Genomic DNA, 14,498 nt, shown 5'->3' on the forward strand with positions numbered 1-14,498 from the left:
GAGCTGTCGGCGCGTCACACCGGCGTTCTACCGTGATCCGTCCCGGCACGGCAGCGGAACGCAGATATTGATCACGACCTCACACAGGCCCTAGGTTGGCGCCGTACGGCGTGTCCGGCCGAGTGGCGCGGAACGTCCCCGACGTAGCGCGGTCCGTCCGGGGCCCGCCGGCAGGCAAGACTTCCAGAACCCGCCCAGGGAGCCCAGAGATGGCCTGCGATCCCGAGGAAGCCCGACAAGAGCTGCGCCAGGTGCTGGCCCGCTCGCGGCTCATGACAGAGGCCGGCGCCGCTCTCGCCAGCAGCCTTGAGGGCGAAGAGGGACTGCGCCGGCTCGCCCACCTGGTCGTCCCGCAATTGGGCGACGCGTGCGTCGTGGACATCCGCGAGGACGACCGGGTGCGGCGGGTGGCAGTCACTCATGCCATGGCGTCCCGCCGTGCCGCCGCCACATTCTCGGAGACGGCGTTTCCCCTCCCGGAGCTGTCCTCGTCCATCCTCGGCCGTGTCCTGCGGGGAGCGGGCCCTCAGCTGGTCCATGACGTCTCGCCGGTCACCGAACCGGTTGGGGAGCAGCGCCGCCTCTACCGTGAGCTGGGCGCGGGGCAGGTGCTCGTCGTACCTCTTCAGGCGCGCCGGCAGGTGCTGGGAGCGCTCAGCTTCCTGCGTCCGGCCGCAGGGCCCCTCTTCGACGAGGGGGAGCGGGCGCTGGCCGCCGAACTCGGCCACCGCGCGGCCCTGACCCTGGACAACACCCGCTTGTACCGTCTGCAGCGGCGTACGGCCGAGGAACTGCAGCGCTCCCTCCTGCCCGACCTCGGAGGCGGTGGTCCCTGGCAGCTGACCGCCCGGTACGTGCCGGCTCGGGAGCGTGCGGAGGTCGGCGGTGACTGGTACGACGCCTTCCGGCTCCGCGACGGTTCGACGACGCTGGCGATCGGTGACGTGATCGGCCACGACCTGACGGCGGCGGTACGGATGTCGGAGCTGCGCAACATGCTCCGGGCTCTCGCCTACGACAGCGATGACACGCCGGCCGCCGTGATGAGCCGCCTGGACCGGGTCATGCAGGGGCTGACGGACATCGAGCTGGTGACGGCCGTGGTCGGCAGGATCCGCGAACTGCCGGGTCGGGGGTGCGAGATGCGGTGGGCCAACGCGGGCCACCCGCCTCCGCTGCTCGTCCCCCGTGACGGTGAGGCGCGGTTGCTGGAACACGACCCCGATCCGGTGCTGGGGACGGATCTGCGTATCCCGCGCGTGGACCGCGTCGACGTGCTGCCTCCCGGGTCGACCCTGCTTCTCTACACCGACGGGCTCATCGAAAGGCCGGGCGAGGACATCGGCAGAGGTTTCGTCCGGCTGCGTCAGCAGGCTGACGCCTTGGCCCGGGAGCCGCTCGAAACGTTCTTCGATGAGCTGCTCGCCCGCATGCTGAGCGACTACCAGGACGACGTCGCGCTGCTCGCCCTCAGGGTTCCGCTGATGTGAAGGGGTGCCGGTCCGCTTCGGCGCCCGGCTCGTCCGGCCCGGAGCGTGGCGGGCGGCCGCCGGGGCGGGGAAGGCGTGGCCCGGAGCGGTCGAGGCCCGGTCCGCCCTTGCCCTCCGGCAGCGGCGGAGGCGCGATGTCGCCCTTCCGACCGGATCGCGACACGCGCGACGTTCGGCGCGGTCCGTCAGGCTTCGACGCAAGGCCGGGTGTCGCCCGCCCGAAGCCACGGAGAGCCGTCACGTCCTCGGCCGCAGCGCCTGACAACCCGGCCGGGCACGCGTGAACGTGCCGCCGCGCCGACCGCCGGAGTGCCGGATCAGCCACCCCCGGTCGTCCTCGGACCCGAACCTCACGCCTGCTCAGCGGCTCCCGCGATCGCCTGACCAGCACGAATGGGCGACTGCGCGAACACGGGAATCCAGTTCGTCGGGAGAAACCGTTGATCAGTCAACTGCCTTACTCTAAGGTCGCGTTCATCGAACGACCGCCCCCGGTCGGGAGTGCACCACCAGGAACCCAGCCGTCCCCGGGCGGCGCGGAACGAGGGAGATCCATCATGGTCAAGCACTACGTCAAGTACGCGTTCAGCACGCTCACCGCGGCGATGTTCGCCAGCATGGTCTGACGCTCGCTCCCGGCCTGGACCGGGAAGACAACCCGGTCCAGGCATCAGGAGATCCCTTGTTCGGCACCGCCCTCAGTCAGCTCCGCTACGGCACGGCGATCCTGCGCAACCGTCGCATCCGCCCGCAGGACCTGGAACGCATAGCCCGCGACCTGATCGCGACCCTGGCCGAGTTCGGCGAGCCCGGGGCGGACTCGGCTCTGCTCCCCGGTCAGGCAGGGGCCATCGACCCCGCCGTACGACGGACCGTCACGGAGCGCAGCCTGCGGGCCACGGCACGGGCCGCCGCCCAGCACACGGCCCACTACCGGCGGACCTTCGATGTCCTGGGACTCGACCCGGGCACCCTCACCCCGGAGACCTGGGACCGCATACCGGTCACACCCAAAGAGGCCCTGCGCGGTCTGCCGGCCGCCTTCGTGTCCGCCGCCTCCACTCCCGCGCTGATGGCACTCACCACAGGGACCAGCGGCACCCCCACCACCGTCTGGTACTCCAGGGCCGAGGTGGAGATCGCGGTTGCCATGAGTACCGTCTCGGCCGTGCTCGGCATGGGCCTGCGGCCCCGCCACACCATGGCGTACGCGGGCTGCTCCCGGGCGACCCTGCCGCTGCTCAACGTGGAGGAGTCGGTGACCCGGATCGGTGCCTCGTTCGTCCAGATCGGCACCGTGGACCCGGCCGTGGCGCTGGACCGGCTGGCCACCCCGCTCGGTCTGCGGGGCAAGGCCCCGCAGATCACCCATCTGACGGTCTCCGCGTCCTACCTCTCCGCCCTCGTCGAAGAGGCGGAGAGAAGCGGCTGGCACGCGTCGGACTTCGGCCTGGAATCCATCGGTGTCGGCGGTGAAGTGCTCTCCGACCCGCTGAGGGAGCGGGCCGCAGCGGCCCTGGGCGCCCGGATCTCCACGGCGTACATGATGACCGAGACCGTCCCCTCGGGCGGTACGCCGTGCACCGAGGGACATCTGCACCACACCACCGAGTTCGGGCACATGGAGATACTCGACCCCGTGACACACGAACCGACGCCACCGGGCTCCGTCGGCATCATCGTGCAGACGCCGTACGTCCCCTACCGGGACTGCACCCTGCTGCTGCGCTACGCGACCGGCGACCTGGTCGGGCGCCCCGAGGCCGAGCCCACGTGCGAGCTGGCCCATCTGCCCGCGACCTCGCCCATACTCGGCCGCTGGTCGGGTCCGCGGAGCATCGCGGTACCCACCCGGTCGGTGCTGAACCTGCTGGAGGCCGAGCCGGACATCCCGCTGCCGGCGCGCTACGCCCTGGTCGACCGGCCCGGGGGCCCTGTCCTCCACGTCCTGGTCCGCCGACTGCCCGCCGTCGCCCTGCTCGGCAGGCTGCAGGAGCGGGCCACAGCGGCCGGCCTCGCGCTGGACGGCATCGTGCTGCACGACGATCCGGCCACGCTGCCGCCGACCGGCCCGGTCCGCGCCGATCTGCGCGAGCACACCTTCGAGTCGGCCCGCCCCGCCGCCGTACGCGTGGCGAGCCCGGCATGAGTACCGCCCTCGCCCTCGTGGGCCTCAACTGCGCCGTCGCCGCGATCACGGTGGCAGGTGCCGGCTACTTCGCGCGGGTCCGGATGCCCCGCCCCCCGGTCGGCAGGTACGAACTGCCCGACGTCGCCGTGATGACCGCCGTCGTGGTGGCGGCTCCCCTGGTGTATCTGGCACTGCCCCGGACCGTGGTGGCCGTCGTCTTCGGCCTGGTCCTCTGCGCGGCGCTCCAGTTCACCCTCGCGCCGCTGATCGGCGGGGGGCGGGCCTGGTCTGCCGCGGCGCTCTCCGTGGCCGCCACCGCCGGATGCGCGTTCGCGGACCTGCCGGTCGCCGTGACGGTTCTGACGGACGTCCTGCTCGCCATCGCCGTGGTGGGAGTGGCCAACATGTGGGCGCAGAGCGGGATGCGCTCCGTCCACGCGGCGTGGTTCGCGGGCGTGCTCTGCTGCTACGACCTGGTGGCGACCGGACTCACCTCCGTCATGGACCGGTTCGCCGCCCAGGTCATGGGACTGCCGTTCGCGCCACTGCTGGCAGTCACCCAGGGCAGACCGCCGGTGGCGCTGGGACTGGGCGACCTGCTGCTCCTGGTGCTCTTCCCGCTGGTGGCCCTCAAGGCCTTCGGGCGGGCCGCCGGTCTTCTCGCGGCCGGGGTCGGACTGGCGGTGTCGGCGAGCGTCAGCCTGCTGTTCGGCCTGGGATCGCTGACGGGGGCCTTCCCGCTCCTGACGGCACTGGGACCGCTGATCGTGCTGCAGCACGTGCTGTGGTCACGGGCCAGGTCGGGCGAGCGGACCACCGCCGAGTGGCGCGCGGGAACACCGCGCGCGGCGGCGGCCGACACTCCCACGGACCCCGACCCGGCGCTGCTCCAGGCCCTCGAACCGACCGGCGTGGACGCGCTGCGGGCGGAGGTGTCCCGGGGCGACTGGCTCGCGGTCGTCGACGGCCGGGCGGTGGGCAGCGGGAAGTCGCCTGGTCAGGCACGCAGGGACGCCCGGCTCCGCGGCTGTGAATCGGTGCCTGTGGTACGCCAGAACTGAGCCGGGCTCGCGCTGGGGCGACGACGCGACGCGCCCGCCACCCCACCCCGGCCGGGGGCGGTCCGTCCGGGCGCGCGAGCGGCGCCATCGTCCCGGCCGGGCTCGGTGCCCCCGTTCCCGGCGGGCAGCGCCAGGCCCTGCGCGTGCCTGCCTGTCGTGCTGTACTGGCCAGATGAAGCGCAAGCACACGCGGGCGTTCGTCACGCGCGCCGGGCGGCTCGGCAAGGCGGCTTCCGATACGGTCCCCGCCGAGCGGGCCGACGAGGTGCGCACCAGGGTGCGGCTCATGATCGAGATCACCGCGCGGGCCGGATCGTACCGGAAAGGCCTGGTCAAAGCCGCCGGACGCCTCAGTCCTGAGGAAGCGGTGATTCTGTCCGATCTGGAGCGGCACGGACTGCAGGTACCGCAGTTGCGGGACGTGCTGCGCGGCGGCCATGTGCTGGTGGACGATCCGCAGTTGTACGGGAAGTGGCGGTCCGCCAAGGGCAGCCATCCCCGGCTGTCCAGCCACCACCGCGACATCGACAAGACGGTGTATCCCGACATCGGGATGCGCGGACAGGTCGTACGGGAGAAACTGCACGGCCGCACGGCGCAGGGCACCTGGGTGCAGCTGGAGAAGACCCCGGCGGCGTTCGGTGGGCCCAAACTGCCCCGTCCGAGCGACCTGCGGCACCTGGTGGACTACGTGGTGTACAAGTTCACCGACAGCAACGTCGGGCCTTGGGGGCTGTCGCGGATGACCGAGCGGCGCCCGCTGTATCTCTCGCCGGTTCTGGCGGTGCCCACGTCCCTGACGCCGCCGATCGCGCGGTCCCTGACCCAGGCGCTGCACCGGATCGAGGCGAACGACGACGTCACGGCCGTGTCCCAGGAACTGGCGGCCCGGTTCCCGCCGCCGGATCGGCCGGATCTGTCCGGCGAGCTGGGCCAGGCGCTGTCCGGCGAGGCCGGCCGGGGCCTGTTCGGCAACTCCGACGTATGGGTGACGCAGACCCCGTCCCGTACCGCCGCCGCGGTTCTCCGTGAGAGTCGCGCGACGCCCGCCGTGGGCGGGTGGCCGACAGGAGGTTCGTCATGAGCGACGATCAGCGCGGCACTCCTCCGGCGTCATCGCCGGGGCCGGGCGAGGCGTCCGTTCCCGAAGGGCTGGTCACGGCCGTGGTGGATCTGGTGGACACCGGGCCGGTGCTGCTCGGTGCGTACACCATCGCCGAACTCACCGCCGTGGACGCGATCGTGGACTTCCTGGAGGCCCGGCCGTCGGAGGACGAACTCGCCGAGGCCGTCCGCTCGTTGGCCGCACGCCAGCTGCTCATGGCGGGCTCCTCGGGCGAGGAGGTCCACGTACGGGGAGACCTGGGCATCGCGGTGGCGTTCCAGCAGCGGGCCAGGAAGGTGCTCGACGCCCGTACGACCGGAACGGCTCCGGGCGAGCCGTGGCGGATCCTGCTGCTCCCCCAGCCCGAGCGGATCTGCCTGATGGTCCGCATCGACGCGCTCGGCGTCCACCAGGTCGGCCTGTACAAGCTCGAAGAGGCGCTCCGTACGCTCACCGAGTGGCTCCCCCGGGGCCCGTCGGCGGATACCGATCCGTCGATGGACGCCGATGCCGTGCTCACCGGGTCGGAGCGTTCCGCGCTGGTCACCGTCACCCAGTACACCGCGCAGGGATCGGCCGAGACGGCGGGCACCAGCACCGACCTGATCCTGGCCCGTGACGAAGGGCGGCTGCACGTCCTTTCCCGGGACCCGCGGGACCGGGACAAGCTGGTCCCGGCGGGTGGCGGGGACGGTGTCCGCGACAGGCTGGCGGACCTCCTGGCCGCATAACCGCTCTCCGGGGCGGCCAGGGATCGCCACACATCCTTATCCATTGATCCGAAACGATAGGGGTTTTGGTTAATGGGAGTGACACTTCCCGCGCCGGTCGGAAAACGTGAACGGGGCAGGGGAAATTTGTTCCAGAAGATGTTCGAGCAGATCTCGCCGACGAGGGTGGCGGTGAGGAATTGGATGACGGTCAGGTCGTAGCGTTCTCCGTCATCTCCGGCCTCGTCGTTGATCATGATGGTGCGGTTATCGGTGTTGTCGTCGGGGCGCACGAGCCGGAAGAGGCATTCGGCGTTCTCCGTGGCACCCCGGAACCTCCTGCGGTTTCCCTCCTGTTCTCTCGGTGGGCTTTTCGGTGAATTCCCACAGCGACTGGCCGACCTCGTCCCGCTGACGGGCGACGCGCAGCCGGTCGAAGACATCGTCGACATCGCCGGGGCAGCCGGGTGCAAGCAGTCGCATGACAGGCGTCCGTACCGCCGCCGTAGGGCGGTCCTTGGCAGCTCCGGGGCCATGCGGCGTTCCCGCCGTACGGCCCCGTCCGGAAGCTCTGATGGCCACACTCTTCCATGCTCACGCCAAGGGGAACGGGTGTGTTCGCGTAGCCAGGCATGCATGGTGACGCAATTGCGGCGTCTCTTGTCGGAACCACCGATCATTGCGCGAACAGGCGGGCTCCGCCGTGACCGATGTCGGATTCCCGGCGGGGTCGACTTCCGGGGCGGTTTCGCCACCGGGCATCTCCTTGGTGATGGCTGCATTGGTGATGGTGGCGTTCGAATTCGCAGCGCGATGCGCTGGTGACGAAAACCGGCGTCGCCGGTAAACTCCGAGGACGACCAGATGATTTCCCTACGGAAGGGGAAAGTCGGGACTGTCCGCCCGGTGAAAAGGGGAGAGTTCGAGGGCCGCCCGGACATCAAAGGCACGGGTGGTGACGGCGACGCCGAAGGGGCTGTCGCGGATCTCGCGGGCCGGGACGGCGACGGCGACGCATGGCGAGGAGGTTGACGTACTTGGTGGGCTTCCCGAGCCGCTTGTCGACAGCGGGCAGACAGGCGTTCCCGATCAGCGGCCGACGACCTGGCAAGCGGCCACAAGAGGGAATCGGCCTACGGCTTGCTCTGGTGGTATGTCGCATGCGGTGCCACTCGGCCGGATTCGATCGATACTGGGAACGGACGGCAACCCGCCGCGCCAGACCTCCCCACAGAGAACTGACCATGTGTCAGAAAAGTCGGCATCGGGTCGGCGTCAGTACCGTCGGCCCCGCTTCGAACCGCCGGGCAACGCCGGGATCACAACGTGCCCACATGTGATCTGACCTGCAAAACGCTGGTCAGAGGCACAGCTGCTACCCCACCTAGGAGACAGCGTTGAAGATGCTCATCAATGTGCCGGAGACCGTGGTCGCGGACGCCCTGCGGGGGATGGCCGCAGCGTATCCCGGGCTTTCCGTCGACGTGGAGAACCGGGTGGTGGTACGGGGTGACGCCCCCGTCGCCGGGAAGGTGGGGCTCGTTTCCGGGGGTGGTTCCGGGCATGAGCCGCTGCACGGGGGCTTCGTGGGGCCCGGCATGCTGTCCGCCGCGTGCCCGGGCGAGGTCTTCACCTCCCCCGTGCCCGACCAGATGGTGCGGGCCGCCGCCGCGGTCGACAGCGGGGCCGGGGTGCTCTTCGTCGTCAAGAACTACACGGGCGACGTCCTGAACTTCGACATGGCCGCCGAGCTGGCCGAGGACGAGGGCATCCAGGTCGCGAAGGTGCTGGTCAACGACGACGTGGCGGTGACCGACAGCCTCTTCACCGCCGGGCGGCGCGGTACGGGCGCCACGCTGTTCGTCGAGAAGCTGGCCGGCGCGGCGGCCGAGGAGGGGGCGCCGCTGGAGCGGGTCGAGGCCATCGGGCGGCGGGTGAACGAGAGCTCGCGCAGTTTCGGTGTCGCTCTCAGCGCCGTCACCACGCCCGCGAAGGGCACCCCCACCTTCGATCTGCCCGCGGGTGAGCTGGAGCTGGGCATCGGGATCCACGGCGAGCCGGGGCGCGAACGGCGCGCGATGATGACCTCACGCGAGATCGCCGACTTCGCCGTGAACGCGGTACTGGAGGACCTGCGGCCCTCGGGACCGGTGCTCGCGCTGGTGAACGGCATGGGAGGGACGCCGCTGCTGGAGCTGTACGGTTTCAACGCCGAGGTGCAGCGGGTGCTGGCCGAACGCGGGGTCGTGGTGGCCCGTACGCTCGTCGGCAATTATGTGACCTCGCTGGACATGGCAGGCTGCTCGGTGACTCTCTGCCAGGTCGACGAGGAGTTGCTGCGGCTGTGGGACGCGCCGGTGGAGACCGCCGCGCTCCGCTGGGGCCGCTGAGCCGCTGACAACGGCCGGCAGGGACGGTATGGAACGACCCACGTCGCGAGGAGCGCACATGCCCGACGAGCGGATACTCGACGCCGATTTCTTCCGCCGCTGGCTGACGGCCATGGCCGCCGCCGTGGAACGCGAGGCGGACCGGCTCACAGAACTGGACTCGGCCATCGGCGACGCCGACCACGGCAGCAATCTGCAGCGCGGTTTCCGGGCCGTCACGAGCGCTCTGGACGACGACCCGCCGGCCGGGCCGGGTGCGGTGCTGACCCTGGCGGGACGGAAACTGATCTCCACGGTGGGCGGCGCGTCCGGACCGTTGTACGGGACGCTGCTCCGCCGTACCGGAAAGGCACTCGGTGACGGCACCGAGGTGACACCCGCGGAGCTCGCCGAGGCGCTGCGGGAGGGGGTGGCGGCGGTGGCCCAGCTGGGCGGTGCCAAGGCCGGGGACAAGACGATGCTCGACGCGCTGGAACCGGCGGTCGAGGCGCTCGGCACGTCGTTCGCGGCGGGCGCGGAAGCGGCGGACGCGGGCGCGCTGGCGACCGTACCTCTGCAGGCGCGCAAGGGCAGGGCCAGCTACCTCGGTGAGCGGAGCATCGGGCACCAGGATCCGGGCGCCACATCCGCCGCGCTGCTGATCACGGCCCTGGCCCGGACCGCGGAGGCGACCGCATGAGCCTGGAGAACCCGGTCGGCATCGTGCTGGTGTCGCACAGCGGACCGGTCGCGGAGGCCGTCGCCGCCCTCGCCCAGGGGCTGGCGGCGGGCGGGACGACCGCGCCCGTGGCGGCGGCCGGGGGCACCCCGGACGGCGGGCTCGGGACCAGTTCCGAGCTGATCGCGGCCGCGGCCGCCGAGGTCGACCGGGGCGCGGGCATCGCGATCCTGGTGGATCTGGGCAGCGCCGTACTGACGGTGAAATCGATGCTCGCCGAGGGCGACGAACTGCCCGAGGGAACGCGTCTGGTGGACGCGCCCTTCGTGGAGGGCGCGGTGGCAGCACTGGTCACCGCCTCCGCGGGCGGGGGTCTGGACGCGGTGGAGGCCGCCGCGGCCGAGGCGTACACCTACCGCAAGATCTGAGCCCGGGCGGGACGGCTTCCCGGGCGACGGCCACGCCAGGGAAGCCGTCCCGCCCGCCGTCCCGCCCGCCGTCCCGCCCGCCGTCCCGCCTCCGCATCGCCCGCGTCCGTATCGCCCGCGCGGGCGTCTCCCCCGCTCGGTCGGGGCAGGGCCCGGCGGCGCCCATCCGAAGGGCCATCCGAAGGGCGCGACGATCCCGGAAAACGGCGCGCGGCCACCGCCGTCCGGGCATCCTGTCACCGGGAACCGAACCGCCGCGGACGGGTGGCGGTGGCCCGGAGGGGGACGAGCATGGTCGACTCGGCAGGCCCGGACAACGGCGCACCCGACAGGTGCGCGGACACGGACGTGAACAGAGGCGGGGGCGAGGAGGGGGACGGTGCGGACCGCTCCCACGGCCGCCGGACGCGGCATGCCGTCGTCGTCGGCGGGAGTCTCGCCGGCCTGCTGGTGGCCCATGTGCTCACCGGTCACGCGGACCGGGTGACCATCGTCGAGCGCGACCGCTTACCCGACGGGCCCGAGCCACGCGCGGGTGTCCCCCAGAGCCGCCACACCCATGTCCTGCTGGAGGGCGGCCAGCGGGCGCTGGACGCCCTGCTCCCGGGGATCGTCGCCGAACTGCGTGAGCACGGCGCGCCCCGGCTCGGGATGCCCAGCGACCTCATTCAGTGGCAGGCGCGGCGCTTCTACCGGCGCACCCCCGCCCACGTCCATATCCTCACCGGTTCCCGGCCTCAGCTGGAGTGGCTGGTGCGGCGCCGGGTGGTCGCCGATCCGCGGATCACGGTGGTGGAGGGTACGGAGGTCGTGGGGCTGCTCGGCGACCGGGCCCAGGTCCGGGGCGTACGGCTCCGTGAGCGCGGCACGCGGACCCGCCAGGAGACGCGGCCGCTCACCGCCGATCTGGTGGTGGACGCGTCGGGTCGCGGCTCACGGGCACCCGAGTGGCTGTCCGCGATCGGCGCGGAACCGCCCCGCGAGGAGACGCTCGACACCGGTCTCGCCTACGCGACCCGCCTCTACCGGGCCCCGGCGGACGCCGAAGAGCAGCGGGGCCTCGGCTATTACTTCGTCGCGGGCCGCGACCACATCTACGGCGGGGTGGCCCTGCCCACCGAAAACGGCCACTGCCTCGTGACACTCTCCGGGCTGCGCGGCAGTGAACCGCCCTCGGACGAGGCCGGGTTCACGGATTTCGCGGCCAGGCTCCCCCATCCGGTGCTGCACGAATGGCTGTTGAAGGCGGAGCCGCTGTCGCCCGTCCACGCGTTCCGCGCCACGGCGAACGTCCGCCGCCGGTACGACCGGCCGGGACGCCGCCCGGCCGGCTTCCTCGCCACGGGCGACGCGCTGTGCGCCGTCAACCCGGTCTACGGGCAGGGCATGGCGGTCGCCGCGCTCGGGGCGCTCGCGCTGCGGGACGCGCTCGCCGACCGGCGCCGCGAGCCGACGACCCGACGCCTGCAGCGGGCGATGCTCGGTGCGGCGCGGCAGGCGTGGGGCATCGCCTCCGGGGCGGACCGGGAGCTGCCGGGCGCGCGGGGTGACGCGGCAAGGTCGCGCGCGGCGGACCGGATCGTGGCCCGGTATCTCGCGCGGGTGCTGGAGCGCGCTCCCGGTGATCCGGTCGTCGGTGCGGCGTTCCGTTCCGTGTTCACTCTGACGGCCCCGGTCTCCGTGCTTTTCGCGCCGCGGATCGTGCGTGCCGTGCTGTTCGGTCCGGTCCTCCCGTCGCCGCCCGGACCGCCGATGCGGCCGGAGAGCACGGAGACCGCCTAGAGAACGGCGTCGGCTCGGGCGCGGCTCGGGCGTCGGCTCGGGCGTCGTACCGCCGACGTACCGCCGCCGCGTTGCCGCGCGTCCGTTCCGGGGCCAGGCTCGGCCTGGAGACCCCCGCACGAACCCGCCCCGCCCGACACGACCGAGGAGAGGCGTATGACGACGGACATCGACGGCAGTGGGCTGCGCTGTCTGGTGACCGGGGCCACCGGCTACATCGGCGGCCGACTGGTGCCCGAGCTGCTGGACGCGGGCCACACGGTGCGCTGCCTCGCCCGGAATCCTGACAAGCTGCGCGACTACCCGTGGGTCGGCGGTACGGAGGTCGTCCGCGGTGATGTCACCGACGCCGAGTCGCTCGGCGCGGCGATGGAAGGCATCGACGTGGCGTACTACCTGGTGCACGCGCTGGGCACCGGGCGGGACTTCGCGGCCACGGACCGCCGGGCGGCCAGGACCTTCGCCGAGCGGGCGAAGGCCGCCGGCATCCGGCGCGTCGTGTACCTGGGCGGCCTCACCCCGGCCGGGGTCGCCGAGCGTGAGCTGTCGCCGCATCTGCGCTCGCGCGCCGAGGTGGGCCGTATCCTCCTGGACTCGGGTGTCCCCACGGTGATGCTGCGGGCGGCGGTCATCATCGGCTCGGGCTCGGCGTCCTTCGAGATGCTGCGCTATCTCACGGAGCGACTGCCGGTGATGGTGACGCCGAGCTGGGTGCGTACGTCCATCCAGCCGATCGCGGTCCGGGACGTGCTGCGGTACCTCGTGGGCTGCGCGCGGCTGCCCGACGACGTCAACCGGTCCTTCGACATCGGCGGCCCCGAGGTGCTGACGTACCGGGACATGATGCAGCGGTACGCGGCGGTGGCCGGGCTGCCCCGGCGGGTCATCCTCCCGGTGCCCGTCCTGACCCCGACCCTCTCCAGTCACTGGATCGGGTTGGTGACCCCGGTCCCGCGCTCGATCGCCCGGCCGCTGGCCGAGTCGCTGCGCCACGAGGTCATCTGCCACGAGCACGACATCGCCCGCTACGTTCCCGATCCGCCGGACGGCTCCCTCACCTTCGACTGCTCGGTCGGGCTGGCGCTGCGGCGTATCCAGGACGCGGAGGTGACCACCCGCTGGTCGTCCGCGTCGGTGCCCGGGGCACCGAGCGATCCGCTGCCCACCGACCCCGACTGGGCCGGCGGCAGTCTCTACACCGACCGGCGCGAGATGGTCGTGAACGCCTCGCCCGCGTCGCTGTGGCGGGTCATCGAGGGCATCGGCGGGGTGAACGGCTGGTACTCCTTCCCGCTGGCCTGGGCGGTACGGGGGTGGCTCGACCGGATGGTCGGCGGGGTGGGGCTGCGCCGGGGCAGGCGGGACGCGCAGCGGCTGCGCGTCGGCGACTCACTGGACTTCTGGCGGGTGGAGGCGATCGAACCGGGCCGGCTGCTGCGGCTGCGCGCCGAGATGCGGCTGCCGGGGCTCGCCTGGCTCGAACTGCGCGCGGACCAGGACGGCGGGGACCGGACGGTGTTCCGGCAGCGGGCGCTGTTCCATCCCCAGGGGCTGCTGGGGCACGCGTACTGGTGGAGCGTCTGGCCGTTCCACTCGGCGGTCTTCGGCGGGATGGCACGCAACATCGCGCAGGCCGCGGGAGGCGCCGTCGCCGAGCCGGCCGCACGGGCCTGACCGCTGGGCCTGGCCGCTGAGACGGATCGCCGGGACGGATCGCCGGGACAGTCGCTCGGACGGATCACGCGGACCGGATCCACGCGGGCCTCCACGCGGGCCTGGCCGCACGGACCGGCCTCAGAGCTGGGCGGCGGCCTTCAGGGCCAGGAAGAGCGTGACCGTCGCGTTCGCCGAGGACAGGGCCGAGCCGAGGGTCCCGGCGGCCGCGGCCCAGGCCGCCAGGCCCACCGCGGTGCTCACCGGCGGCCAGCTGACAGCCGGGGGCGCGGGGTCGAGCAGGGCGGCCACCCGTCGCGGTACCGGTCCCGGGGCCGCGAAGCCGGCCGGCGCCGGGGTGGGGGCGGACGTGCCCCGGGAGACCAGCGCGGCCTTGCCGATGGCCCGGGCCAGCACCACCCGCTCCCCGGTCGCCCGGGCCGCGTCCTCGTCCGCCCAGCGCTCCGTCGTGTACGCCACCGCCGAGCGCAGCGGGCGCAGCAGCGGGTTGGCCCGCGCTGCGAGCCGTACGGCCAGCAGGAAGCGGTGGTGGCGCCGGCTGAGGTGGGCGTGCTCGTGGGCGATCAGCGCCTCGCGCTCCCGGGCGTCGAGGCACGCGAGCATGGCCGTCGACACCACGATCCGCCCGCGCGCGCCCCTGCCCTGGCCCGGCAGGGCGTAGGCGTACGGCGCGTCATCGGTCAGCACGGCGAGTTCGCCGTCGGGCAGACCGGCCAGGGCGGCGTGGGCGCGGCGGCCCGTCCGGCGATGGCGCAGGGCGGTCACCGTACAGCTGAGGGCGACCACGGCGAGCGCGACGATGGCCCCCTTGCCCGCGATCTCGTCGTACGGGACGGCCTTGCGGACCTCCGGGTCCGACCAGGCGTCGGGCAGGGGGTTGCCGGGCAGCTGGGCCGTCCCGACCACCACGAGCAGCCCCAGACACAGCGTGCTGCACACCGCGAGGACGGCGGCCAGCGCCGACAGCAGCCGGGTCGCGGTGCGCGGATGGAGGTGCGGTTCGGCCAGGCGCGCGATGGGCAGGGCGGTCAGTGGCAGAACGAGCGGCAGAAAGACGAACATTCCCATC

11 protein-coding genes are annotated in these 14,498 nt (G+C 72.5%); 10 read left to right on the top strand and 1 reads right to left on the bottom strand.

The window, feature by feature from the left end; genetic code table 11:
* Positions 1-209 precede the first annotated feature (209 nt).
* The 10 genes from ACIBAE_RS27930 (at position 210) to ACIBAE_RS27975 (ending at position 13,429) form a co-directional block, all read left to right on the top strand.
* On the top strand, positions 210-1,490 hold the full coding sequence (locus tag ACIBAE_RS27930) for a PP2C family protein-serine/threonine phosphatase (protein WP_399290625.1): 1,281 nt from the start codon (positions 210-212) through the stop codon (positions 1,488-1,490).
* Positions 1,491-2,172: 682 nt separating this feature from the next.
* Complete coding sequence (locus tag ACIBAE_RS27935) at positions 2,173-3,639, top strand: phenylacetate--CoA ligase family protein (protein WP_399290627.1); 1,467 nt, start codon at positions 2,173-2,175, stop codon at positions 3,637-3,639.
* A complete protein-coding gene (locus ACIBAE_RS27940; protein WP_399290630.1) occupies positions 3,636-4,682 on the top strand; it encodes a hypothetical protein in 1,047 nt (348 codons plus the stop codon). Before ACIBAE_RS27935 ends, ACIBAE_RS27940 begins: the two co-directional genes overlap by 4 nt.
* A 172-nt stretch (positions 4,683-4,854) precedes the next feature.
* On the top strand, positions 4,855-5,766 hold the full coding sequence (locus ACIBAE_RS27945; RefSeq protein WP_399290633.1) for a hypothetical protein: 912 nt from the start codon (positions 4,855-4,857) through the stop codon (positions 5,764-5,766).
* A complete protein-coding gene (locus ACIBAE_RS27950) occupies positions 5,763-6,518 on the top strand; it encodes a hypothetical protein (protein WP_399290636.1) in 756 nt (251 codons plus the stop codon). The genes ACIBAE_RS27945 and ACIBAE_RS27950 overlap by 4 nt, the downstream gene beginning before the upstream one ends.
* Before the next feature lie 1,376 nt (positions 6,519-7,894).
* Positions 7,895-8,887 (top strand): dihydroxyacetone kinase subunit DhaK, encoded by a 993-nt coding sequence (gene dhaK / locus ACIBAE_RS27955; RefSeq protein WP_399290639.1) that lies wholly within the window; start codon positions 7,895-7,897, stop codon positions 8,885-8,887.
* 73 nt (positions 8,888-8,960) lie between these two features.
* A complete protein-coding gene (gene dhaL / locus ACIBAE_RS27960) occupies positions 8,961-9,566 on the top strand; it encodes a dihydroxyacetone kinase subunit DhaL (protein ID WP_399290725.1) in 606 nt (201 codons plus the stop codon).
* Positions 9,563-9,973 carry a PTS-dependent dihydroxyacetone kinase phosphotransferase subunit DhaM gene (locus ACIBAE_RS27965; protein WP_399290642.1) on the top strand — a complete coding sequence of 137 codons (411 nt, stop codon included), beginning with the start codon at positions 9,563-9,565 and terminating at the stop codon, positions 9,971-9,973. Before dhaL ends, ACIBAE_RS27965 begins: the two co-directional genes overlap by 4 nt.
* 291 nt (positions 9,974-10,264) lie before the next feature.
* Positions 10,265-11,755, top strand: a complete 1,491-nt coding sequence (locus tag ACIBAE_RS27970; RefSeq protein WP_399290645.1) for an FAD-dependent oxidoreductase — start codon at positions 10,265-10,267, stop codon at positions 11,753-11,755.
* A gap of 156 nt (positions 11,756-11,911) precedes the next feature.
* The gene (locus ACIBAE_RS27975) at positions 11,912-13,429 is read left to right on the top strand and encodes an SDR family oxidoreductase (protein ID WP_399290648.1); all 1,518 of its coding nucleotides are present in this window, start codon (positions 11,912-11,914) and stop codon (positions 13,427-13,429) included.
* A gap of 120 nt (positions 13,430-13,549) precedes the next feature.
* On the opposite strand, the gene ACIBAE_RS27980 is transcribed toward ACIBAE_RS27975, so the two are convergent.
* Complete coding sequence (locus ACIBAE_RS27980; RefSeq protein WP_399290651.1) at positions 13,550-14,497, bottom strand: M56 family metallopeptidase; 948 nt, start codon at positions 14,495-14,497, stop codon at positions 13,550-13,552.
* Position 14,498 lies beyond the last annotated feature (1 nt).

It is taken from the genome of Streptomyces sp. NPDC051569 (assembly GCF_044454085.1).
Taxonomy (GTDB): Bacteria; Actinomycetota; Actinomycetes; order Streptomycetales; family Streptomycetaceae; genus Streptomyces.

What these genes read in the sequence shown, in the direction of transcription:
- ACIBAE_RS27980 (WP_399290651.1), bottom strand. Translation starts at nt 14,497, where the DNA reads ATGGGAATGTTCGTCTTTCTGCCGCTCGTTCTGCCACTGACCGCCCTG.
- ACIBAE_RS27940 (WP_399290630.1), top strand. Translation starts at nt 3,636, where the DNA reads ATGAGTACCGCCCTCGCCCTCGTGGGCCTCAACTGCGCCGTCGCCGCG.
- ACIBAE_RS27975 (WP_399290648.1), top strand. Translation starts at nt 11,912, where the DNA reads ATGACGACGGACATCGACGGCAGTGGGCTGCGCTGTCTGGTGACCGGG.
- ACIBAE_RS27945 (WP_399290633.1), top strand. Translation starts at nt 4,855, where the DNA reads ATGAAGCGCAAGCACACGCGGGCGTTCGTCACGCGCGCCGGGCGGCTC.
- ACIBAE_RS27965 (WP_399290642.1), top strand. Translation starts at nt 9,563, where the DNA reads ATGAGCCTGGAGAACCCGGTCGGCATCGTGCTGGTGTCGCACAGCGGA.
- ACIBAE_RS27930 (WP_399290625.1), top strand. Translation starts at nt 210, where the DNA reads ATGGCCTGCGATCCCGAGGAAGCCCGACAAGAGCTGCGCCAGGTGCTG.
- ACIBAE_RS27950 (WP_399290636.1), top strand. Translation starts at nt 5,763, where the DNA reads ATGAGCGACGATCAGCGCGGCACTCCTCCGGCGTCATCGCCGGGGCCG.
- ACIBAE_RS27970 (WP_399290645.1), top strand. Translation starts at nt 10,265, where the DNA reads ATGGTCGACTCGGCAGGCCCGGACAACGGCGCACCCGACAGGTGCGCG.